Origin of the sequence: Novosphingobium decolorationis, from assembly GCF_018417475.1 — a bacterium.
GTDB classification, from domain to species: Bacteria; Pseudomonadota; Alphaproteobacteria; order Sphingomonadales; family Sphingomonadaceae; genus Novosphingobium; species Novosphingobium decolorationis.
Map to the genome: position 1 here is coordinate 3108067 of NZ_CP054856.1, position 21614 is coordinate 3129680.

General features: G+C 67.7%; 17 protein-coding genes. 9 read left to right on the forward strand and 8 right to left on the reverse strand.

Translation table 11 applies throughout. The features are described from left to right. Nucleotides 1-79: 79 nt before the first annotated feature. Both HT578_RS14530 and HT578_RS14535 read left to right on the forward strand, forming a co-directional pair. Nucleotides 80-1498: an MFS transporter gene (locus HT578_RS14530; protein ID WP_213500292.1), complete on the forward strand. Its 1419-nt coding sequence runs from the start codon at nucleotides 80-82 to the stop codon at nucleotides 1496-1498. Then, nucleotides 1495-3057 carry an MDR family MFS transporter gene (locus tag HT578_RS14535; protein WP_213500294.1) on the forward strand — a complete coding sequence of 521 codons (1563 nt, stop codon included), beginning with the start codon at nucleotides 1495-1497 and terminating at the stop codon, nucleotides 3055-3057. The genes HT578_RS14530 and HT578_RS14535 overlap by 4 nt, the downstream gene beginning before the upstream one ends. A gap of 82 nt (nucleotides 3058-3139) precedes the next feature. Here HT578_RS14535 and mqo read toward each other — a convergent pair whose 3' ends face one another. The 8 genes from mqo to HT578_RS14575 form a co-directional block, all read right to left on the reverse strand. Continuing rightward, on the reverse strand, nucleotides 3140-4828 hold the full coding sequence (gene mqo, locus HT578_RS14540) for a malate dehydrogenase (quinone) (RefSeq protein WP_039389452.1): 1689 nt from the start codon (nucleotides 4826-4828) through the stop codon (nucleotides 3140-3142). A 302-nt stretch (nucleotides 4829-5130) separates the two neighbouring features. Beyond that, the gene (locus HT578_RS14545; protein ID WP_213500296.1) at nucleotides 5131-6138 is read right to left on the reverse strand and encodes an FAD:protein FMN transferase; all 1008 of its coding nucleotides are present in this window, start codon (nucleotides 6136-6138) and stop codon (nucleotides 5131-5133) included. Nucleotides 6139-6143: 5 nt separating this feature from the next. Next, complete coding sequence (locus HT578_RS14550; RefSeq protein WP_039389449.1) at nucleotides 6144-7001, reverse strand: DUF4198 domain-containing protein; 858 nt, start codon at nucleotides 6999-7001, stop codon at nucleotides 6144-6146. A gap of 64 nt (nucleotides 7002-7065) precedes the next feature. Further along, a complete protein-coding gene (locus HT578_RS14555) occupies nucleotides 7066-7563 on the reverse strand; it encodes a DUF2271 domain-containing protein (RefSeq protein ID WP_213500298.1) in 498 nt (165 codons plus the stop codon). Between the two features lie 24 nt (nucleotides 7564-7587). Beyond that, nucleotides 7588-8175 carry a PepSY-associated TM helix domain-containing protein gene (locus tag HT578_RS14560; RefSeq protein WP_239026302.1) on the reverse strand — a complete coding sequence of 196 codons (588 nt, stop codon included), beginning with the start codon at nucleotides 8173-8175 and terminating at the stop codon, nucleotides 7588-7590. Between the two features lie 277 nt (nucleotides 8176-8452). Further along, the gene (locus HT578_RS14565; RefSeq protein WP_213500302.1) at nucleotides 8453-10558 is read right to left on the reverse strand and encodes a TonB-dependent receptor domain-containing protein; all 2106 of its coding nucleotides are present in this window, start codon (nucleotides 10556-10558) and stop codon (nucleotides 8453-8455) included. A 359-nt stretch (nucleotides 10559-10917) separates the two neighbouring features. Beyond that, a complete protein-coding gene (locus HT578_RS14570; protein WP_213500304.1) occupies nucleotides 10918-11520 on the reverse strand; it encodes a hypothetical protein in 603 nt (200 codons plus the stop codon). Nucleotides 11521-11723: 203 nt separating this feature from the next. Next, the gene (locus HT578_RS14575) at nucleotides 11724-12767 is read right to left on the reverse strand and encodes a rod shape-determining protein (RefSeq protein ID WP_213500306.1); all 1044 of its coding nucleotides are present in this window, start codon (nucleotides 12765-12767) and stop codon (nucleotides 11724-11726) included. A gap of 266 nt (nucleotides 12768-13033) precedes the next feature. Between HT578_RS14575 and HT578_RS14580 the strand changes: the two genes are divergently transcribed. The 7 genes from HT578_RS14580 (at nucleotide 13034) to HT578_RS14610 (ending at nucleotide 21592) form a co-directional block, all read left to right on the forward strand. After that, entirely contained in the window at nucleotides 13034-13936 is a 903-nt protein-coding gene (locus tag HT578_RS14580; protein ID WP_052322332.1) for a 3'-5' exonuclease, read from the forward strand. Between the two features lie 159 nt (nucleotides 13937-14095). Continuing rightward, nucleotides 14096-16189, forward strand: coding sequence for a PQQ-dependent dehydrogenase, methanol/ethanol family (locus HT578_RS14585; RefSeq protein WP_213500308.1), 2094 nt, complete (start codon nucleotides 14096-14098; stop codon nucleotides 16187-16189). 55 nt (nucleotides 16190-16244) lie between these two features. Next, a complete protein-coding gene (locus tag HT578_RS14590) occupies nucleotides 16245-17570 on the forward strand; it encodes a spinster family MFS transporter (RefSeq protein WP_213500310.1) in 1326 nt (441 codons plus the stop codon). 120 nt (nucleotides 17571-17690) lie between these two features. Beyond that, on the forward strand, nucleotides 17691-18782 hold the full coding sequence (locus tag HT578_RS14595; RefSeq protein WP_213500312.1) for an NAD/NADP octopine/nopaline dehydrogenase family protein: 1092 nt from the start codon (nucleotides 17691-17693) through the stop codon (nucleotides 18780-18782). Between the two features lies 1 nt (nucleotide 18783). Further along, a complete protein-coding gene (locus HT578_RS14600; RefSeq protein WP_213500314.1) occupies nucleotides 18784-19812 on the forward strand; it encodes a 3-hydroxybutyryl-CoA dehydrogenase in 1029 nt (342 codons plus the stop codon). Then, entirely contained in the window at nucleotides 19809-21182 is a 1374-nt protein-coding gene (locus HT578_RS14605) for an FAD-binding oxidoreductase (RefSeq protein ID WP_213500316.1), read from the forward strand. Before HT578_RS14600 ends, HT578_RS14605 begins: the two co-directional genes overlap by 4 nt. After that, nucleotides 21179-21592, forward strand: coding sequence for a c-type cytochrome (locus HT578_RS14610; RefSeq protein ID WP_213500318.1), 414 nt, complete (start codon nucleotides 21179-21181; stop codon nucleotides 21590-21592). Before HT578_RS14605 ends, HT578_RS14610 begins: the two co-directional genes overlap by 4 nt. The last annotated feature ends 22 nt before the right edge of the window (nucleotides 21593-21614 follow it).

Consider the following 21614-nt stretch of genomic DNA (forward strand, 5'->3'; position numbering starts at 1 on the left):
GCTTGAGCCCTGATTGGAGGGCTGGGTGGCCACCAGGCGTGCCCCTTTCTTCCTACCTTCAGCGCGAAAGGCACCGTCCATGAACAGGCGCGATTCGTCCATCTCCTGTGAGCAGGCCGCCCCGGCACGGATCGGCCCGATTGTCCTGGCCCAGGGGGTCCCGGTGCGCGAGGTCTTCGTGTTCCTGTTCATCACCGGGATCGCGGTGATGGTCTCGGCCTTCATCAACCTGATGCAGCCTTACGTCTTCTCCGAAATGATCGGCATCGCGCCCGAGCGGCAGGGGCGGCTCGCGGGCCAGCTGATGACCGTGCAGCAGGCGGTCGTGCTGGTCTGCGTCAGTTTTGCCGGCGCGCTCGCCGACAAGATCGGGCGCAAGGCGCTGCTGGTCTTCGCACTGGCCGGCTACAGCCTGGCCGCCGTTGCCTATCCTCTTGCGGGCGGCGTGGTCACGCTCTTCGTCATCCGCTTCTTCTTCGGCATTGCCTCGAGCACCCACACCGCAAGCGGACCGCCCAAGTTCTACGACTATGTCGACAACGGTTCGCGCGGGAAATTCATGGCGCTGGTGATGATCTTCTACGGGCTCATCAACATCCTCATGGTGGGCGTGATCGGGGGGGCGCTGCCCGGCTGGCTCAACGCGGCCGGATATGACGTGGCGCAGGCAGGCACCTTTGCGCTCTGGCTGTGCGGCGCCGTGGGCTTTGGTGCGGCCATCGTGACCGCGCTGTTCCTGCTGCCCGACCGGCCCGCGGGCCCACCGCCGGGCACCGTGCGCGCGCCGCTGATGGCGCGCGCGACAAGCGGCTTTCGTGACCTCACCCGCAACTTCGGGCGGATCCTGGGCTACACCCGCACCAACCGCCGTTTCGGCGTGCTGCTCCTGACCTCCTTCGTGGTGCGCACCGACGAGGCGGTGGTGGGCTCCTTCTTCGCGCTGTGGATCACGCTGCGCGGCGCCCAGGAGGGCGTCTCGACCACCGAGGCGCTGGCGATTGCGGGCACGGTTATGGCGCTGATGCGTGTCTCCTCCTTCGTCGTGCCCCCGATCCTGGGCCCGATCCTCGACAAGGTGGACCGCCTCTTCATCTATATCCTGAGCCTCGTGCTGGTGGGCGCGGCGTTCTTGGCTGCACCGCTGGTTGACAGCGTGACGGGCTGGGGGATCTTCCTCCTCGCCCTGTTCATCGGCCATGCCGAGAGCACCCAGACCATCGCCCAGCAGGCTCTCTTTGGCGAAGAGGCCCCCGCCGATTTGCGCGGCACAGCCTATGGCCTTCTGGCGTTCTTCGGGACGGTGAGCGTGGTCGTGGTCTCGTTCGTGGCGGGCTACCTCTTCGACATCATCGGGCTGACCGCGCCCTTCGTGATGATCGGCGTCCTGCACATGATCTTCTCAGTGGTGGCGCTGGCCTACCTTGGCGTGTGCCGCCGGCGTGGCGGCGCGGATTCCCCGCTTGAAGATGGCGCGGCGTCTGTCGGAGTAAGCGGATGAGCGCGGCGGATAGCGTCGAGCCGCCCGCGCAGGGCCGGCTGCGCTTCTGGGTAACGCTGGGGGGGCTCCTGATGACCACCGCGCTGGCCTCGCTCGACAATTTCATCATCAACCCCGCGCTGCCGCTCATCGTCAGCGAGTTCGGCGGGTTGGAGCGCCTGTCCTGGGTGATGACCGCCTTCATGCTCGCCTCGACGGTGACGATGCCGCTCTATGGCAAGTTCAGCGACATCCACGGGCGGCGCGCGCTGTTCACGGTCTCGATCACGTTCTTCCTTTTGGGCTCGCTCCTGTGCGGCCTTGCCGGCTCGATGCTCCAGCTGATCCTCTTTCGCGCGGTCCAGGGGCTGGGCGCCGGGGGCGTGCAGGTGCTGGCGATGACGACGATGGGCGACATCGTCAGCCCGCGCGAGCGGCCGCGTTACCAGGGCCTCTTCAACCTCACCAACCTGCTGGCCGGGATTGCCGGGCCGGTCGTGGGGGGCGCGGTGACGCAAGTCTGGGGCTGGCGCTGGGTGTTCTACATCAACCTGCCGATTGGCGCGCTGGCGCTGGCGGTCCTGTGGTTCGTCCTCCCGCGCCGTCTTGCCCATCGCCGCGAGCATGTGATCGACTTTCCCGGCATTGCCCTGCTGGTGGTGGGGACAGTCAGCTTCCTGTTGCTGCTGGGCGCGCTGGAGGGGACACGGGCGGCCTCTGTCTGGGAAATGGTGGTGATGACGCTGGCCTGCATCGGCGCCTTTGCGCTGCTGGTCTGGCAGGAGCGGCGTTCGGCGGAGCCCATCCTGGCGGTGGGTATGCTGGCCAATCCGGTGTTCGCGCGCACGGTCCTGTCGAGCGCGATGATCGGCCTCGCCTTCTTCGGCTCCTCGGTCTACCTGCCGCTGTTCTTCCAGATGGTGGGGGGGCTCTCCACCGCGCAGTCCGGGCTGATGCTGTTGCCTCACGTGATCGCGGGCACGGCCGTCTCGCTGATCGGGGGGCAGATCATCGCGCGCACGGGACGCTACAAGGCTCCCATCGTGGGCGGCATGGCGCTTCTGGCTTGCGGCTTCTTCTGCCTTGCCGCCGTGACACGGCTGGAACTGGGGCTGCCTGCCTGGATCGTGAGCTGCATGATGATGGGCGCGGGCGGCGGGCTGTGCATGCCCAACCTGATGGTCGCGCTCCAGAACACCGTCCCGCGCGAGGACCTGGGGCTGGGCACCTCCTCGATGCAGTTCTGCAACCAGTTGGCGGCCGTCGCTGGGGTGGGCATTGCCGGGCTGATCCTCTCGCAGCAGATCCGTGCGAACGCGCTTGCCTGGTTTCCCGCCGAGCGGGTCGAGGAGGTCGTCAGCCAGGGCGCGGTGCTGGCGCGCACGCTGGGCCCGGAAGGTCTCTCCCGCCTCGCGCAGGTCTACGAGAACGCCTTCCTTGTGAACTTCGCGATGGGCGGCGCGCTGACGGTGCTGGCCGCGCTGGTCGCCACGCGCATCCCCCAGATACGTCTGTCCGAGCGGATCGGGGGCGGCCCGGCGCCGGCCCGTACGCCCGAGGCTCCGGTCGCGGCACGCTGATCCCCCATCCCCTTGCGCGCGCGAAAAAGCCCGGAAGGATCTCTCCTTCCGGGCTTTCCCGTGGGTGACTGGTGTTGGTGCCTTAGAGCGCCTGCATCTCGGAGTTGAGATTGCCCGAGGCGGGGGCGTTGTCGTTGGCCGGGGCCTTGGCGTCCCGGGCGCCCTTCAGGTCTTCCGGGACCGTGATGTAGGGCAGCTTGAGCGCGTCGCTGGTGGTCTTGCGGATGCGGTTCACCAGCGCGGGATCATCATTGAGGACCTTGTCCTGCGCGGGATAGATCGCGTCGAGCTTGCCCTTCCAGCGGCCTGCAACCTGGTCCGGGAAGACCTTCTTGAGGACGTTGTAGGCAATCGAGGGCGAGGTCGAGGCTCCGGGCGAGGCCCCCAGCAGTGCGGCGATCGAGGCGTCCTTGGCCGAGACGATCTCGGTGCCGAACTGCAGGATCGCGCCCTTCTCGGGATCGTTCTTGATGATCTGCACGCGCTGGCCCGCAGTAATCAGCTTCCAGTCCGAACGCTGGGCCTTGGGGAAGTACTGCGCGAGCTGCTTCTGGCGGTCCTCGTCGGTGAGGGCGGCCTGGTCGGCAAGGTAGGAGACCAGGTTGAAGTTGTCCGCGCCCACCTTGAGCATGGTGCCCACGTTGTTGTCGTAGACCGAGGAGAACAGGTCCCACCACGAGCCGTTCTTGAGGAACTTGGTGCTCTGCAGCGCGAAAGGGCCGAACAGGACGTAGTTCTTGCCATCGATCCGGCGCGCATCGATGTGCGGGACCGACATCGGCGGCGAGCCTTCGTCGGCCATACCGTAGGCCTTGACGTTGTGGCGGTCGGCGATCCTGGGATCGTCCATCACCAGGAACTGGCCGCCAACCGGGAAGCCGCCGTAGATCTTGCCCTCGGGGATGCCCGAAAGCTGCAGCAGCTTGAGCGCCGCGCCGCCGGCCCCGATGAAGACGAAGCGCGACTTGATCGTGTGGTCCTCGTTGGCGGCGAGGTCGTGCACGGTCACGTTCCACGTCTTGTCCGCGTTCTGGTGCAGGCCGCGGACCTCGTTGGAGAGGTGCATGTGGAAGCGCGGGTTGCGGCGCAGACCATCGGCGAGGCCGCGCGTGATCGCGCCGTAGTTGACGTCGGTGCCCAGCGGCATGAACGTCGCGCCGACCTTCTCGGCCGGGTCGCGCCCGTCCATCAGGATCGGGGCCCACTCGGCGATCTGCTTGGGGTCGGTGCTGAACTCCATGCCATAGAACATCGGGTTCGCGGTCAGCGCTTCCCAGCGCTTGCGCAGGAATTCGATGCGCTTCTCGCCGAAGACGACGGCCATGTGCGGCGTGGGGTTGATGAAGGTGGAGGGCTCGGGAAGGTTGCCCAGCTCCACTTCATGCGCCCAGAACTGGCGCGAGTTCTCGAAGTCGCTGACCGTCTTGACGGCCTTGTCGATGTTGATCGAGCCGTCGGGCATCTCGGGGGTGTAGTTCATCTCGGCGTAGCCCGAGTGGCCGGTGCCTGCGTTGTTCCACCCGTTCGAGCTTTCCTCGGCGACCTGGTCGAGGCGTTCGTAGAGGTGCACGTCCCAGGTCGGTTCGAGCTCCTGCAGGTAGGTGGCGAGCGTCACGCTCATGATGCCCCCGCCGATCAGGACGACGTCGACCGGCTCTTCGTTCTCGGCCTCGGGGGTGCCGCCCCAGCTGACCGGGCGCAGCAGGAACACGGCTGCGGCCACAAGGCAGACGGCCACGACGCCGCCGACGATCTTGAGAGCTTTTTTCATGCGCGCCTCGCTGCGGGCTGTGCCCGCTTCGAGGAGGCGATGGGGGGCGTGGTGAACATCGTGTCTCTTCTCTGCTGACCCTGGGATGGGGAATGCCTGGTGCGCGGTGTGAGCGTCCCGGGACGTTCGCCGCGTGTGATGGCTGCCCTATCCCCATCGCGTTGAATGGGATCAAGCCGATTCGAGATTCAATCAAGTATATGAAAATAGGTTATTTTATTCGATGCTTGGGACGTTGGTGTGCATATTTTGTGCGCAAACTTCCGCAGGTGCGTCAAAATTTGCACATGTGCGCCCCGGTGTCATTCCATCATGCGGGCAAGGGCCGGGCTGATCCACTCGATGATTTCCTCGCGACGCCGAACGAGCGCGCGGACCGCGAGGGCTTCGTGCGTGGCGAGCGCCTCGATTTCGGGCAGGGGCAGGACGCCGAGCGCGGTAGCCCAGCCATCCGCGCGCATCGTCGTCGCGTCGATCACGCTAAGCGCAAGGACATGGTGGACGGGCTGGCCATCGCGCGGGTCGATCGTGTGGCACCCGCGCACGTAGTCGCCCGAGGTGGCGACGGCCTGTCCGCACAGCGCCAGCCGCAAGGGGGCGATGCCGTGCAAGAGGGCTGGCGGCGGGGTCTCGAGTTCGACCCACCAGGGGTCGCCATCGGGGCGCAGGCCGCGCCCGGCAAACTCGCCGCCGATCTCGACGAGGAAGTGGCGCAGGCCCGCCTCTTCCAGCGTCCGTGCAAGCGCATCGACGCCATACCCTTTGGCAATGCCTGAGAAGTCGAGGTGCAGCCCGCCGGGCTGGCGCAGCCGGGACGTCTGCGTGTCCCAGTCCAGCCGTGCCCAGCCCGAGATGGCGAGCGCGTCGGCTATGGCGTCCCGCGATGGCGGCTGGTGCGGGGCAGGACGCGGCCCGAACCCGTGCAGGTTCACAAGCACCCCGATTGCGGGGTCGAAGGTGCCTTCGCTGCGCGCGGCAAGGTCCAGCGCGGTGGCCATGACCTGCGCGAAATCGGGTTCGAGGGTGTGCCAGCTTCCCGCCTCGGCGCGGTTGAAGCGGGTGATCGCGCTGTCGCGTTCCCAGTGGCTGAGCTGGTCGATGAGCGTGTCGAGCCGGGCGTGCAGAAGCGCGGCGATCGTCGCAGGCGCTACGCCTTCGGGCAGCAGGGCCTTCAGGCTCCAGCGCGTGCCCATGGTCTCGCCGTCCAGGGCATGGACCGGCGCGCCCTCGCGCCATCCGGTGAGGATGTCGGGCGAGATGTCGAGGGGGACGGCGGTACGCGCGCCGTCCTCCCCGGCGGTGTCGGTCATGGCGCTCAGGGGGCGACCACTTCGGCGGTGAAGGTGTAGCCCATGCGGCGCTTGGTCGCGCGCGGCTCGGCCGGGTTGGCGTCCTCGGCCTGGGCGTCGATCCAGTACATGCCCGGCGTCGGCCAGGCGATCGTGGCGATGCCGTCCGCGCCGGTCTCGACCGTGGTCACCATCTCGCTTGAACGGTACTGCTTGGAGCCCGGAACTGCAGTGACCTTGACCCCGGCGGCGGGCTTGCCGTCGATGAGGAAGCGGAAGCGGCCCGGCTCGTTCGCAACAAGGTCATCGGGGTGCGTCAGCGGCTGGAGCTCAAGGCCCTTGCCCGTCGGCGTGAAGGCGTCGGTGTCGGGAATGCCCGAGGTCACGAAGGTGCCGTTGGTGCTGAGGTTCTCGGTCAGGTCGATATCGCTGGCGCCTTCGGGAATCGCGTCGACGCCGTCCACGCGCTTGTCGCCGGGCCGCGGACGCCCGCGTCCACCTACGCGCCATTCCTCACCGTTCAGCTTGAACGAGCCGAAGTAGCCCTGGCGCGTGACGCCCACCCACCAGGTGCCCTCCTGGTCAATGGCGACATCGAAGGTGCTGCGGTGGCGCGCCTTGGCGGCGTTGAGCATCTCGCCCTGGCTGCCGTCGGGCTTGACGATGGTGAGGATCTCGAGCGGCATGGCCACGTGATCAGGGTTGAACAGGTCGTTCGAGATCGCCCCGTCGAAGGAGATCGTCTGGTCGGTGCCCGAAAGCGTCGTGGCCGAGGGCACCAGCCAGAAGCGGTGCGCCGAAGCCGGGCTGGTCGTCAGCGCGAGCGAGGCCAGCGACAGCCCCGAGGCGAGCGCGAGGCGCGAGAAGAGAGTGCGGGAGTTCATGGCAGAACCTTTCTGGGCCCTTTTTCCGGGCCGGTACATGACAGGAAATGGGAAGCGGACGACTTCAGCGGATGGTGACAGCGCCAAGCTCGGTCTTGCCTGAGGCCGTGCCCTTGGCGCCGGGTACGGTGATCGGCAGCGAGACGATCTCGCGCCCCCCGGTCTCACGCGCCGCCTCGACCTTGAGGACGTAGGCGCCCTTGGGAAGATTGGCGGGCAGGGGAATGTCGTAGGAGCCGGGCGTACGGGTCGCACCGCTGACGCCGTCCGCCGGGAGCTTCAGGCGCCGACCGCCCTTGCGCCACCAGGTGCGCAGGTCGGTCAGCCACTTGGTGCCCGGTTCCGCGCCCTTCTTCTTGATGTCGTACCACACGAAGATCGTGCGCGCCGCGCCGCCCGCCTCGGGTTCGAGCCAGCCCGCGACATAGGGCGCGTGGTACTCGGCGACCTTGATGCGGGGAATGGTGACGCGGATCGTCTCGGCGTTCGCCGGGACGGCAAGGGCGCTGGCCGTGCCTGCGACAAGGGCGGTGGCGCCGGTGGTGGTTGCAAGCCGTGGCATCGTGCAGAAGACCTTTCGCTCGGATCAGTGGATGAAGAGAAGCGCAACCGCGAGCGGGATCACGAGGCCCAGGCCGGTCAGCGGCCAGGTCAGCGGGCGGTTGCGCGCGTGGAGTTGCAGGAGGACGAGGCCGGTCAGGGTGAAGACCAGGCACGCGAGGGCGAAGAGGTCGATGAACCAGCCCCAGGCCGAGCCGGTGTTGCGGCCCTTGTGGAGATCGTTGAGGTAGGAGAGCCAGCCCCTGTCGGTGCGTTCGGCCAGGACCTCGCCGGTTTCGGTGTCGATGCTGACCCAGGCGTCGCTGCCGGGGCCGGGCATGGCAAGGTAGATCTCGCCCGGCGCGCTCCAGTCGGCTTCGATCCCGGCGGTGGCGAGGCCGGTGATGTCGCGCACGGCGGCTGCGACGGGCGGGGGCAGCGGGCGGGCCTGGGTGTCTTCGGTGTCCAGCAGGCGCAGCGTCTGGCTCGAGAGGGCGCCCTCCATTTCGGCGCGCACGGGCTCGGCCGGGATGTCGGCGGCGTGGTTGAGGGTAAAGCCGGTGACGGTGAAGAGCAGCATGCCCACGAGCGAGAGCGCGGCGCTGATCCAGTGCCAGGTGTGGAGCTGCTTCATCCAGAAGGCGCGGGCCTTGCGAGGGCGACGTGCCGTACCCGGGGTTGAGGCCGGAGCTGTGTGGCGCGTGCCTTTCGCCTCGCTGGTCCTTGCGTGCATGGGGGTCCTTCCGGTGCGGTGTGATGGTCCTGTCGGGGGAAGGACTATCATTTATTGCGAATATTTCGCAATAGCGAGTGCAGCCGATGGGCATCGGGTGCAACCCTCAAGAATGAATACCCCGTATTCAGGGGGCGCATCCCGATCCGCGTGTCCCGGGATACGCCCCTGCGTGCTCTTAGAAATCCACCATCAGCGAAGCGCTGAAGCGGCGGCCGTCGAGGACATAGGCAAAGCCGTCCTCGGGCGTGACCTGCTTGTTGGTGACGTTGTAGACGCCCAGGTTCACGCGCAGGCCGTCCTTGGGCTCGATGTTGAAGCCCAGATTGTAGAAGGTGTAGGGCGCGTAGGTGAAGCCGTTGGTCTGCGACCCGCTCGAGTTGGTCGAGCGGCCCGAGGTGCGCCCACGGTAGTTGAGCTGGCCCCAGGCGCGGATCATGTCGTTGAGATCCCAGTCCAGCGAGGCGTTGAACATGTGCTTGGGAATGTCGTTGAGCGGACGCCCCTCGTTGTCGCCCGAGGTCTGCTCGGTGTGGGAGTAGGTGTAGCTGTGGCGGTAGCGCAGGCCGTCGATCACGCGCCAGTCCAGCGTCCATTCGACGCCCTTCAGTTCGGCGGTGTCGACGTTGATGTAGCTGGTGTAGCCGAACTGGTGCGCGGGGTAGGTCGTGCCGTTGTATTCGCAGACCTGGTCGGCCTCGCAGATGCGGCCCGTGCGCATCAGCTTGTCCTTGAAGTTGCTCTGGTAGGCCGTGACGCTGGAGGAAACGCCGAGGTCGTGGTTCACGTAGCTGACGCCCGCCTCGTAGTTCACCGTCTTCTCGGGCATCAGGTCGGGGTTGCCGATGATGACGCCTCCGCGCGAGATCGAGCCGAAATCGGTCGCCGCGCGGCGCAGGCTCGGCACCTTGTAGCCGGTGGTCACGCCCCCCTTGACGGTGAGGTTGCCGGTGGCCCGGAACACGGCGTAGGCCTTGGGGCTGAAGCGCGTGCCGAAGGCGCCGCTGTGGTCGACGCGCCCGCTCAGGAGGATCGAGAGGTCATCGATGATCTCCCAGTTGTCCTCCAGGAACGCGGCGTACTGGTTGCGGGTCATCGAGACGATGTCGGTCGGCACGACCATTCCGGGCAGGTTGAGGCCGTTGGTGGCGCCATCTTCCAGGCTTTCGTGGAAGTAGTTGACGCCGGCCACGATCTTGTGGCGCTCCAGGCTGATTGCCACCTGTGAATTGGCCACCAGCGTGTCGAAATCGACGCCGTTGCCCGTCTCCGCGTTGGTGCGGGTGGGGTTGGAGGACTTGTCGTAGGTGACGTAGGAGTTCCAGATGAGGTCGCCGTAGGTGCCCTCGTGCGTGGCGAAGAAGTTGTCGCGCAGGGTCTTGGTGAACGTCAGGTCGTCGTCCTCGGCCAGGCTCTTGCCCGGCGTCGAGGTGCGCTCCTGGATGGTGTGGGTGCCCCCTGCCGTGAAAGTGTTGTCATCGTCGAGGCGCAGGCTGAGCTTGGCGCCGACATTGCGGCGCTTGAATTCGGGATCGGCCGCGGCGCTGTCGCCTCCGCCCACGAAGTCGGATTCGTCCTGGTAGCGCACGCCGCCGGTGAACTGGACCGAGAGGCGGTCGCGGATCAGGGGGACGTTGAGCGCGAGGCTGGCGTTGATCCCGTCGTTGGTGACGTCATTGCCGGGACCTGCCTTGATGTACTCGGTGGAGAAGCTGCCGCCGAATTCGTTGATGACCTTCTTGGTGATGACGTTGATGACGCCGCCGATGGCGTCCGAGCCGTAGAGCGAGGAGGCAGGTCCACGGATGACCTCGATGCGCTCGATCGAATCGAGCGGGGGCAGGAAGTTGATCGGCGTGCCTGCCTGCTGGCCGTTGAGGCCGAAGGCCTGGTTGTCCTGCACGCGGCGTCCATCGATCAGGAACAGCGTGTAGTCCGCGCTCATGCCGCGGATCATCACCGACTGCTCGACACCGCCGCCCTGGATGTGGACGCCTGGCACGTTCATCAGCACGTCGGTGATGTCGGTGTAGGAGCGCTGCTTGATCTCGTCGGCGGTGATGACCGAAATGGTCGCAGGCGCATCCTGGACATTGAGTTCATAGCCCGTGGCTGAGACCACGATGTCCGCCGGGGCGGCCTCGTCCCGGTTCATGCCGACCGACTGCGCATTGGCTTCGGTTGCTGCGTCCGCAGCGGCATCGGCCGCATGGCCCTGCGCAGGCATCAGCGCCAGCGCGAGCAGCGAGGCGGTGGAAAGGATGTGGCGGTTGGTCTTCGGCATGGGGCCCCCCTGGATACGAATGCGCCGCAAGGGCGCGTCACCCGGCAGGCCGCAGGTGCAGCCTCTTGGCGGATGGTCTTTGCGTAAGCGGGTGGACGCCCCTCGACGCCCACTCTGTGATATTGCGAATTATTCGCACCAGCTATCGCGAGTCATTCGCATGTGCAACAATCCAGGATGAATAGAGCAAATCCATTTTTGCACGAGGGGTGCCCGGTCTGCGGCGAGGGCGCGTGAAGCATCGGCCCGCACGGAGCCCAGCGGCTTGTACGGCAGCCGGGACAAATCAGCCCAGGCAAGGGGCGAGGTTGGAATGGATCGCGGAGCCGGCAGCCTTGGCCGCGCCGGCCTATGCGGTATTACCGATAAGTGCGATTGGCCTCGTAGGCTTCGACTTCAAGCGGCATCCTGGCATGGCCGTACTCGCGCAGTTCCTGCATGTAGCGCTGCACGTAGGCATCGAAACTCGCACTGCGTTCAATCTGGGCCACGTGCACCAGTTCGTGCGCCAGACTGGGCCGATCCAGCGTGAACCCGTCGCGCACCCAGATGGTATACCCGAAGGCCTGCGCGTTGTTGGTAATGCCGGGTCCGATGAAGCCGAGGCTTTCGCCCATCTTGCGCATGGCCTCGTCCTGCGTCGGGAAAGGCACGGCCTCGACAGGAACCAGACGGACCTTTTCGGGGTGGGCAATGCCGACCTGCCGTGCAAGTTCGATCTGCTCGGCTGTCAGCGGTGTCCCGCGCGCCTGCCCCTCGGCTTCGATGCCTTTCGCCCATGCGGCGTACCTGCCGAGAAATTCAGCGAGGGCGACGGTCTGTTCGCCCGATACCTGCGCCTGGTCCTTCGTGTCTGCTGCAAAGGCGGGCGTAAGGGCCGCGCAAAGGAGACCTGCCGTGATCACGCCGCAGGCGGACGCCATCGTGCGCAGCGTGGCCGTGCGCATCTGACGAATGGACATGATCCTGTGGCTCTTGCCAAGCGTCGTCACGGGCCAATTCCTCCTGCTGTCCTTGCGCCGAGCCCCCATCGGCGGGGCCGCACTTGGTAGCGCACAGGCGCAATTCCTCAAGCGACCTGTCCGAAATTTCCAGACAGGTCGCGCAAGCACGAGGGCGATGGCCCCGGACGTATCCTTCTGACTTCGCGTGCGTGCCAGCGCGCTCAGGCTTCGTTGAGAACGCCCTGGTAGACCGTTTCCTCCAGCGCGCGGCCTGCGCCCTCGGCCACGCAGAAGAGGGCGTTCTCGGCCACCACCACGGGAAGGCCCGTTGCCTGCGAAAGGGTCTCGGCAAGATCGGTGAGGAGCGCGCCGCCGCCCGTCATCACGATGCCCTGTTCGATGATGTCGGCGGCAAGTTCAGGCGCGGTGTTTTCCAGCGCGTTGAGCACGGCCTCGACGATCTGGTTGACCGGCTCGGAGATCGCCTCGGCGACTTCGGCCTGGCTGATCTCGATCTCGGCGGGCACGCCGCGCACCAGGTCGCGGCCCTTGCACTGCATGGTACGCCCCCGTCCTTCGGCGGGCGTGCGGGCGGTGCCGATCTGGATCTTGATGCGCTCAGCGGTCACTTCGCCAACCATCAGGTTGTGCTTGCGGCGGATGGCCAGCGCGATCGAATCGTCGAGCGTGTCGCCGCCCACGCGCACCGAGGTGCTGTAGGCCAGACCGCTGAGCGAGAGGATGGCGACTTCGGTCGTGCCCCCGCCGATGTCGACGACCATGCCGCCGATGGGCTCGGTCACGGGCATCCCCGCGCCGATGGCGGCGGCCATCGATTCCTCGATGATCCAGACCCGCGAGGCGCCCGCCGACTGGGCTGCATGGCGGATCGCGCGGCGCTCGACCGGGGTGGAGCCGGCGGGCACGCAGATCGCCACGGCCGGGCGGCGCGGCAGGCGCCCCGGTCGGCCGTGGGCCTTGCTCATGAAGTGCTTGATCATCTGTTCGGCCACTTCGATGTCGGCGATCACGCCGTCACGCAGGGGCCGGATCGTCTCGACGTTTTCCGGGGTCTTGCCCATCATCAGCTTGGCGTCGGAGCCGATCGCGCGCACGCGGCGGATGCCGCCGCGCGTCTCCAGCGCCACCACCGAGGGTTCGTTGAGGACGATGCCCTTGCCGCGGACATAGACAAGCGTGTTCACGGTTCCCAGGTCGATGGCCATGTCGTGCGAGGGAAAGGCAAACAGATCTGATAGGCGCATTCGGGTGATCAATCTTCCACAAGGGGTGCCACACGTACGGGCACAGCGGCTGCAGGCAGGTTCCGGTCGGCGGTTCCGGAGCGAAGCGCCGCTGGTGGGTGGGCGCAACGACGGCGTCAACGCCCCTTGCGTCCGACCGTCCGCTGGACGCGACCACTGGCCTGTCCGCCTGTCCGGGACCACAGGGTACGGCTCACGTCCGGCCTGATCCGCTTCGGCGCAAGAGAGCCTTTCCTCGCGGCATGGGGGGCGCTATCGCCCCGGCGATGTCCAGTTCTGCGCTCCTGTCGTCCCAGACCGAATTCGAGCGGGCCGCCCGCTTTCTCGAGACGAGCCCCGACTACCGCGTCTTGCGCAAGCTGCAGACCGTGCGGGGCTTTCACGCGCCCCGGCCCGGCGTGGAGACGCGCGTGGGCGTGGCGGTCGATGTCGAGACGACCGGCCTTGACCATGAGAGCGAGGTCATCATCGAACTGGCCGTGCAGCGCTTCCGCTTCGATGCCGAGGGGCGCATCGTCCAGGTCGGGCAGCCGCGTGTCTGGCGCGAGGATCCGGGCCGCGCGCTCGACCCGCGCATCACCCAGCTTACCGGGCTGACCAACGCGGTTCTCAAGGACGAGGCGATCGACGAGGAAACGGCGGTCGAGATCCTGGGCTCGGCGGACCTCATCGTCGCGCACAACGCCGCCTTCGACCGCCCCTTCGTCGACAAGCGCCTGCCCGCGCTGGCGGGCAAGGCCTGGGCCTGTTCGATGGCCGAGCCGGACTGGCTGGAGCTGGGCTTCGATGGCCGCGCGCTGGCGCATCTCGTCTTCCAGTGCGGCTGGTTCTACGAAGGCCACCGCGCGGAGAACGACATCCTCGCGCTGATCTACCTCCTCGCGCACGATCTGCCCGAGGGACGCACTGTCCTTGCCGATCTGGTCGCGCGCTCCGAGGCGCCCAGCTACCGGGTCAACGCGGTGGACGCGCCCTTCGAGTCCAAGGACAGGCTCAAGGCGCGCGGCTACCGCTGGAATGCGGTGCTGCGCTTCTGGTCGCGGGAAATTCCCGAGGCGGAGCGGGCCGAGGAGGAAGCCTGGCTGCGCGCCGAGGTCTACACCACCGGGCGCGGGAGCCCGGCCTTCTTCCCGGTCACCGCGAACGAGCGCTATACGCCCTCCAGCTGACCCCGGCCTGCCGGATCAGCCTGTCGGTTTCGTGCCAATACCGGCTTTGCGCTTCGCCTTGCGCATAGTTCGCCCCGGGCCTTGCGGCCTAGCCTCGCTCCCTTGCGGCATGGGGCCGCGACAGGGCAGCGAGCGGGAGTGCGCGTGGGGCAGGACAGGGTGCGAAGCAGGGCGAAGGTATGGGGCAGCGGTCTGGCAGCAGGAGCGGCAGCATCGCTCCTTGCCGCGCTGGCCGGATGCAGCTTGCAGGGGCGCACGCCCGACTACGTGAACTGGGCCAGCCATGGGCTCAATGGGGGGGAGACCCGCTTCAGTCCGCTCGATGCCATCACCCCGGACAACATTGCAGACCTGGGCGTTGCCTGGTTCGCCGATTTCGACACGCGCACTTTGCGCGGGGTCGAGGGCACGCCGCTTGTCGTCGATGGCGTGATGTACGCGACGGGGGCGTGGAGCAAGGTGCTCGCGCTTGATGCGGTGACCGGGCGCAGGCTCTGGGAATACGATCCCGAGGTGCCCGGCAGCGCCGCGCGCGAGGGCTGCTGCGGTGTCGTCAACCGGGGCGTCGCCTACCACGAGGGGCGGATCTATCTGGGCAGCTTCGACGGACGGCTCATTGCACTGGACGCAGCAACCGGCGCCGTGGTCTGGCAGGTCGACACCACCGAGGAGGACAGGCCCTATACGATTACCGGCGCGCCGCGCGTGGTGAAAGGGCGCATCGTGATCGGCAATGGCGGCGCGGAATATGGCGTGCGCGGCTATGTCAGCGCCTACGATGCCGCGACGGGGGAGCGGGCCTGGCGCATCTACACCGTGCCCGGAGATCCGGCGAAGGGCTTTGAAAGCCCTGCCATGGAAATGGCCGCAAAGACCTGGAGCGGGGAATGGTGGAAATATGGCGGGGGCGGCACGGCCTGGGATTCGATGGTCTACGATCCCGAGCTCGACCTGCTTTACATCGGCGTGGGCAACGGCGGGCCGTGGAGCCGCAAGGTGCGCTCGCAAGGTGAGGGGGACAACCTCTTCGTCTCCTCGATCCTGGCGGTGCGGCCCGAGACCGGCGAATATGTCTGGCATTTCCAGGAAGTGCCCGGCGATGAGTGGGACTACACCGCGACCCAGCACATGATCCTTGCGGACATGGAATGGGAGGGACGCCCCCGCAAGGTCTTGATGCAGGCGCCCAAGAACGGCTTCTTCTACGTGCTCGACCGCGAGACCGGGGAGTTTCTTTCGGGGACGCCTTACGTTCCCGTTACCTGGACCAGGGGGCTCGATCCTGAAACGGGACGCCCGGACATCGTGCCCGCCGCGCGCTACAGCGAGGAAGGCGCGCCGTTCCTGGGCATGCCCTCGCCCGCGGGCGGGCACAGCTGGCAGCCGATGAGCTACAATGCCGCGACCGGACTCGTCTATTTCCCGACCGCCGAGATCCCCTATGGCTATGTGGCCGGGGACGCGGGGGCTTTCAGGTTCGATCCGCACGGCTGGAACACCGGGCAGGACGAGGCAAAGAGCTCCATGCCCGAGGACCCCGAGGTACGAAAGCAGATCGCCGCCATGATGAAGGGCGCGCTTGTCGCCTGGGATCCGGTCAAGGGCGAGCGGGCCTGGTCGGTGCCGATGGATACGCCCTGGAACGGGGGCGTCCTCTCCACGGCCGGCGGCCTTGTCTTCCAGGGCAATGCGAGCGGCGAATTCGTCGCCTACGCTGCGCAAGACGGGCGCAGGCTGTGGGCGCGCCAGATGGGCTCGGGCATCGTCGCGCCGCCGGTGACTTACGCGGTGGACGGCGTGCAGTACGTGTCGGTCGCGGTGGGCTGGGGCGGTATCCTGCCGCTCAACCTGGGCGTGGCGCTGAAGGACGCGATGCGCCCGCGGGTCAACCGGGTGGTGACCTTCCGGCTGGGCGGTGACGGGGACCTGCCGATCCCGGCACCCGCGCCCGAAGCCCCCATCGCGCGCATTGCATCGGACGCCAGCGAGGCGATGGTCGCGCAGGGACGCCAGCTCTACCACGTGCGCTGCTGGATGTGCCACGGCGACACCGTGGTCAATCGCGGCGGTATCCCGGACCTGCGCGCCTCGCCCGCAATCACGGACGCAGGCGTCTTTGCGGCCTTCCTGCGCGAGGGCGTGGCCGAGCCGCGCGGCATGCCCGACTTCGGGAAGGAACTGGACGCGCAGGAGACCGAGGCGATCCGCACCTATGTCATCAAGCGTGCCAACGACCGTGCGGGCGCGCGCTGAAGCCGAACCATAACGCGCCCCCGACAGGGGCGAAACACACGAGGGGGACAGGGGCATGGCAAGCATCGGCGAGGACGGCGCGCATTCGGCGGCGAGGGGACAACCGTCTCAGAACGGCTGGTACGTCGTGGGGATCTGCATGGTGGCCTATGTCCTCTCTTTTGTGGACCGGCAGATCCTGGCGCTGATGATCGGGCCGATCCAGGCGGACCTGGGCATCTCGGACACCCAGTTCGGCCTGCTCCATGGCCTGGCCTTCGCGATCTTCTACGCGACCATGGGTATTCCGCTGGCCAGCCTTGCCGACCGCGTGTCGCGCCCTCTCGTCATATCGGTCGGGATCGCGGTGTGGAGCGCGGCGACGCTCATGTGCGGGCTGGCGCGCGGCTTCACCCAGCTGTTCATCGCGCGCATCTTCGTGGGCGCGGGCGAGGCGGGCCTTTCACCTGCAACCTACTCGCTCATCAGTGACCTGTTTCCCAGGGAGCGGCTGGGGCGGGCCTATGCGGTCTATTCGATGGGCTCGTTCCTGGGGGCCGGGCTGGCCTTCCTGGCGGGCGGCGCGGTCATCGCGGCGGTCGGCGGGATCGGCGAGGTATCTCTGCTGGGCCATCCCCTGCGCGCCTGGCAGCTGGTCTTCCTGATTGTCGGTGCGCCCGGGTTCCTCCTCGCCGCGATCATGGCGCTGAGCGTGCGCGATCCTGGCCGTTCGGGCGGGGCGGCACAGGTGCCCGGCCTGCTGCGGGTGCTTGGCCACATGGCCGCGCACCGTGCGATCTATATGCCCCATGTCGTGGGCTACACCTTTGCGGCGATGGCCCTGTTTGCGCTGCTCGGCTGGGCGCCCGCGCTGCTCATGCGCACGCAGCATCTGAGCCCGGGCGAGGCGGGCGGCTGGCTCGGCATGATCGCGCTTGTCTTCGGGGTGGGCGGTGTGCTCGCCAGCGGCTGGATCATGGACGCGCTGACCCGCAAGGGGCATCTCGCTTCGCCCTTCACGACCGGGATCGTGGGCGCGGTGGGCACGCTTCTCTTCGCCGCGCTCCTGCCGTTTGTCGATGGCTTTGCGGCGCTGATCGCGGCGCTGTGCGGGCTGATGTTCTTCGCCTCCTTTCCCATGCCGCCCTCCACCACGGTCATGCAGATGGCCGCGCCCCCTGCGATGCGCTCGCGCGTCTCGGCGATCTTCCTGTGCAGCAATTCGCTGATAGGATCGACGCTGGGGGCGCTCTTCGTCGGCCTGCTCAATGACCGGGTGTTCGCGGGGCAGGGGGCTGGCGTGGCCGCCTCGCTTGGCTGCGTGACCGGCGGTGCGGCGCTGGTCTGCGCGCTTGTGCTGAGCCGTGGCTGCGCGCCTTTTGCCCGTCTTGTGCGCCGTTGAGAGAGCCCTTGCGCGACGCCCTTTGCTGCGGATTTCGCACCCCGCCTGCCGATAGCGAATAGAGCCCGCAAGGACCTTCGCCCAAGATCGCTCCTGTAAGCGATCAGGAAGGAAATACGAATGCGCGTTGCCGTTCTGGGCGGGGGGCACGGGTGCTATGCCGCCGCCGTCGAAATGAGCGAAATGGGCCACGAGGTCTGGTTCTGGAGGCGCGATGCCGAGGCCTTCGGGCCGGTGCTGGAAACCGGCGCGATCAGGGTGAAGGACCACAAGGGCACGCGCGAGGTGGTCATCGCCCATCCCACCACCTCGCTCGAGGAGGCGATCAGCCAGGCCGAAGTGGTGATCATCCCGCTGCCCGCAACGACCCACGAGAACCTCGCCGAGGCTTGCGCGCCCTACTGGAAGGACGGCCAGGTCGTGTTCCTGCCGCCCGGCACGCTGGGCTCTCTCGTCTTTGCCCAGGCCGCGCGCGCGGCGGGCAATCGGGCCGATGTCAGCTTTGCCGAGACCGGCACGCTGCCCTATCTCGTGCGCAAGCACGGGCCCGCCGAAATCGTCATCAGCGTTTACGCCACGCGTCTGCCGACAGGCGTGTTCCCCGCCCGCAACGCCGCGCGCGCCATTGCCCTGCTGCAACAGGTCTACCCGGCGGTCGAGCCGATCGAGGATGCGCTTTCGGGCGGGTTGATGAATGCAGGGCCGATCATCCACCCCCCGCTGATCCTGATGAACGCGGGGCCGCTGGAGCATTTCCCGGCCTGGGACATCCACAACGAGGGAACCCAGCCCTCGATCCGCGCGGTGACGAGCGCGCTCGATGCCGAGCGCATGGCCCTGCGCGAGGCGCTGGGCTACGGCGCGCCGCACTTTCCGCTCGCCGACCATTACCACGCCGGGCCGCAGGACGGCGAGGAGTGGATGTACGGCTATGCCGCGCATGAGAAACTGACCGACAGCGGTGACTGGCGCGAGAAGATCGACCTGCAGAGCCACCGCTACATGGTCGAGGACACGCGTCTTGGCCTCAGCATGATCACCTCGATCGCGCGCTGGGCCGGACACGAGGCGCCGCTTGCTTCCGGCCTTCTGGCGATGGCGAGCGCGATCACGGGCCGCGATCTCTACGCCGAAGGGCGTACCCTGGAGCGCCTGGGCATCGCCCAGCTCGACCGCGCGGCGATGACCGCCTACCTGCGCGAGGGGATCTGACATGGCAGGCGAGCACAGCGCCCCGCTTTCTCCGGTCACCATCGGGCCCGTTGCCGCAGTCGGAGCCGGGCGCATGGGGCGGGGCATCGCCATCGCCTTTGCCGCCATCGGCGTGCCGGTGACGCTGGTCGATGCCAAGCCCCGCGCCGCCGAAGCCCTCGACACCCTGCGTACAGCGGCGATGGCCGAGATCGAGGCGGACCTTGCGTTCCTGGTCGTGCTGGGCCTCATCGACCGGGCGGGCGCGGAAGGCGCGCTGGAGCGCATCGCCTTTGCCGGGCGCGACGCGGCGGCCGAGGCCCTGTCGGGCGCGTCCATCGTCTTTGAGGGCGTGCCCGAGACGCTGGAGGCCAAGCGCGAGGGCTTCGCCTTCATCTGCGCGCATGCAGCGCCCGACTGCATCATCGCCTCGACCACATCGACCATCGATCCCGAGGATCTGGTCGGCATGGTCGAGGGGCCGGGGCGCTTCCTCAACGCGCACTGGCTCAACCCGGCCTATCTCATGCCGCTGGTTGAACTTGCGCCGTCCTCGGTCACCGATCCGGATGTGGTTGCGCGCCTGAAAGCCGTGCTCAGCGCGGCGGGCAAGGTGCCCATCGTCTGCCGCAACGCGCCGGGCTACATCGTCCCGCGCATCCAGGCCTTGGCGATGAACGAGGCGGCGCGCATCGTCGAGGAAGGCATCGCCAGTGCCGAGGACGTGGACCTGGCCGTGCGCACGGGCTTTGGCCTGCGCTTTGCGGTGCTGGGCCTCCTCGAATTCATTGACTGCGGCGGGGGCGACATCCTGTTCCACGCCAGCAACTACCTCTCCGAAAAGGTCGACGCGCAGCGCTTTGCCGCCCCCGAGATCGTTTCGCGCAACATGGCCGAGGAACGCCGAGGCTTGCGCGATGGGGCAGGCTTCTACGACTACGCGGGCGTGAACGCGCAGGCCTACCGCGCCGGGCGGCTGGGCGATTTTGCTGCGCTCCTGCGCCTGCGCGGGCTGGTGCCGCCCTTCGTGCACGGAACCTTGCCCGCATGATCCTGGCAGCCCTCCGCGCGGCGCTGGGCGAAGCTCAGGTGCTGGGCCCGGACGCCATTGCCCCGCGCTATTTCGATGATGAGACGGGCGGCACACATGGCGCGCCGGTGGGGCTGGTCCGTCCCGGCTCCACCCAGGAGGTGTCCGAGGTCCTGCGGCTGTGCCTCGCGGCGGGGCAGGCTGTGGTGGTGCAGGGGGGGCGCACCGGGCTGACCCGTGCGGCGCTGCCGCGAACGGGCGAACTGGTGCTCTCGCTCGAACGGTTGAACCGGATCGAGGACGTGGATGCGACAAGCGGCACGATGACGCTGGGCGCAGGCACCGTGCTGCAGGTGGCGCAGGATGCGGCGGCAGAGGCTGGCTGGCGCCTTGCGGTCGATATCGGCGCGCGCGGCAGCTGCACCATCGGCGGGATGATCGCGACCAATGCGGGCGGGCACCAGGTATTTCGCCACGGCATGATGCGCGCCCACGTGCTCGGCCTGGAGGCGGTCCTGGCCGACGGCAGCGTGGTCAGCGCCATGCAGCCCATGCTCAAGAACAACACCGGCTACGACTGGAAGCATCTCCTGATCGGGGCGGAGGGTACGCTGGGCGTGGTGACGCGCGCGCTCCTGCGTCTGCAACCGGGCGTTGCGGGCCATGAGACCGCGCTTTGCGCGCTTCCCGATTACACAGCGCTGGTACGCCTTCTGGCGCTGCTGCAGGCGCGTCTGGGCCCGCGTCTCGCCTCGTTCGAGGCGATGTGGGATGACTTTCTGTCGCAGGCCGTTGCCGTCTCGGACCTGCGCGCGCCTTTTGAACAGGCTTGGCCCTGCTGCGTCCTGGTCGAGACCGAGGGGCCCGAGGACGGCGCGCTGGGCGCCGCGCTCGAAGAGGCATGGGCACAGGGCCTCCTGGGCGATGCCCTGCTGGCGCAGTCCGGTCCCGAGCGCGCCCGGTTCTGGGCCTATCGCGACGCCATCGGCGAGATCACCCGCGGCATGGCGCTGTTTGAGCCGTTCGATGTCGGCGCGCCGACCGCGCAGATCGGCGCGCTGGTGGAGGCGATCCGGGCGCGGTTGGCGCAGGAACTGGGCCTTACGCGCATGGTCTGCTTCGGCCATGTCGCCGATGGCAATCTGCACATTGCGCTCGAACTGGCGTGCGAGGACCAGCGCCACGCCGCCGAGGCCGTGATCTATGCCGCTGTGCGCGCGGCCGGAGGAACCGTCTCGGCCGAGCACGGCATTGGCCTCCTCAAGCGCGGCTGGCTGGGGCACACGCGCAGCGCCGACGAGATCGCGCTGATGCGGCGCCTGCGCGGCGCGCTCGACCCGCACGCCATTCTCAATCCCGGACGTATTTTCGACATGGAGACCCCGCGATGATGAAGCCCTCCCTTTCGTCTCTACCCCGCCGTGCGCCTGCTTTCGGCCTTGCGTTCGCGGCGTTGTGGCTGTCCGCCGCTCCGGCCCAGGCGGATGAGGATACCCTGGCGGCGGGCAAGGCGCTGTTCGGCGCGCGCGCCTGTTCGGCCTGCCACTCGCTTGAAGCGGGGCGCAATCTCAATGGGCCTTCGCTTGCTGGTGTTGTCGGGCGTCCGGTCGGCTCGGTGGAGGGCTACCGCTATTCACCGGGCCTGGCCGAGGCCAAGGGTGCCTGGGACAAGGCGCGCCTGGATGCCTGGCTTGCCGATCCGCGCGCGATGGTGCCGGGCACCCGCATGGCGGTGAAGGTCCCTTCGCCCCAGGAACGCGCGAAGATCATCGCTTACCTCGCGGCGGCCACAGGGCGCTGAGCGCAAGGTCAGGTCGGTCCGG

Coding starts and splice junctions, on each gene's coding strand:
- HT578_RS14580 (WP_052322332.1), top strand. CDS start 13,034: ATGTCCAGTTCTGCGCTCCTGTCGTCCCAGACCGAATTCGAGCGGGCC.
- HT578_RS14560 (WP_239026302.1), bottom strand. CDS start 8,175: ATGAAGCAGCTCCACACCTGGCACTGGATCAGCGCCGCGCTCTCGCTC.
- HT578_RS14595 (WP_213500312.1), top strand. CDS start 17,691: ATGCGCGTTGCCGTTCTGGGCGGGGGGCACGGGTGCTATGCCGCCGCC.
- HT578_RS14565 (WP_213500302.1), bottom strand. CDS start 10,558: ATGCCGAAGACCAACCGCCACATCCTTTCCACCGCCTCGCTGCTCGCG.
- HT578_RS14590 (WP_213500310.1), top strand. CDS start 16,245: ATGGCAAGCATCGGCGAGGACGGCGCGCATTCGGCGGCGAGGGGACAA.
- mqo (WP_039389452.1), bottom strand. CDS start 4,828: ATGAAAAAAGCTCTCAAGATCGTCGGCGGCGTCGTGGCCGTCTGCCTT.
- HT578_RS14575 (WP_213500306.1), bottom strand. CDS start 12,767: ATGCGCCTATCAGATCTGTTTGCCTTTCCCTCGCACGACATGGCCATC.
- HT578_RS14610 (WP_213500318.1), top strand. CDS start 21,179: ATGATGAAGCCCTCCCTTTCGTCTCTACCCCGCCGTGCGCCTGCTTTC.
- HT578_RS14555 (WP_213500298.1), bottom strand. CDS start 7,563: ATGCCACGGCTTGCAACCACCACCGGCGCCACCGCCCTTGTCGCAGGC.
- HT578_RS14570 (WP_213500304.1), bottom strand. CDS start 11,520: ATGTCCATTCGTCAGATGCGCACGGCCACGCTGCGCACGATGGCGTCC.
- HT578_RS14530 (WP_213500292.1), top strand. CDS start 80: ATGAACAGGCGCGATTCGTCCATCTCCTGTGAGCAGGCCGCCCCGGCA.
- HT578_RS14550 (WP_039389449.1), bottom strand. CDS start 7,001: ATGAACTCCCGCACTCTCTTCTCGCGCCTCGCGCTCGCCTCGGGGCTG.
- HT578_RS14535 (WP_213500294.1), top strand. CDS start 1,495: ATGAGCGCGGCGGATAGCGTCGAGCCGCCCGCGCAGGGCCGGCTGCGC.
- HT578_RS14600 (WP_213500314.1), top strand. CDS start 18,784: ATGGCAGGCGAGCACAGCGCCCCGCTTTCTCCGGTCACCATCGGGCCC.
- HT578_RS14605 (WP_213500316.1), top strand. CDS start 19,809: ATGATCCTGGCAGCCCTCCGCGCGGCGCTGGGCGAAGCTCAGGTGCTG.
- HT578_RS14545 (WP_213500296.1), bottom strand. CDS start 6,138: ATGACCGACACCGCCGGGGAGGACGGCGCGCGTACCGCCGTCCCCCTC.